This is a genomic window from Dehalococcoidia bacterium, assembly GCA_021295915.1.
GTDB lineage: Bacteria > Chloroflexota > Dehalococcoidia > Lucifugimonadales > UBA1123 > VXRN01.
Window position 1 is genome coordinate 54,492 of the sequence record JAGWBK010000037.1, and the last position, 315, is coordinate 54,806.

A 315-nucleotide genomic window follows, 5' to 3' on the forward strand; every position below is an offset into this window, starting at 1 on the left:
TTCTCTTTGTAAGCGACCACACCATGTCCATAGCCAGAATAATCAAAGACAACACCGACGACGGACGAAACATCGTCCGCTTCCTCATCGACGTCATGGACGACAGCATCGATGGCGCCACTCTGAGTCACCGGCTCGCCGCGGCCAGGCTGCTCACCGTCTATGGACAGGCCGACGCTGACGACTTCATCGACGACAACACTCCCGAGAAAGATGACACGAACAACGGACGTAAAATCTGGCTCGAGATAGACGAGGGACTCAGAACCCTCATCAACGCCAGGACCGACAACGGGCGAGTCATCTGCATGTTTC

Annotated in this window: 1 protein-coding gene; it reads left to right on the forward strand. The window is 55.6% G+C overall.

Annotation, left to right across the window (positions count from 1 at the left end; translation table 11 throughout):
• Positions 1–23 precede the first annotated feature (23 nt).
• A partial coding sequence (locus J4G14_11025; GenBank protein MCE2458329.1) for a hypothetical protein occupies positions 24–315 on the forward strand: 292 nt, incomplete at its 3' end.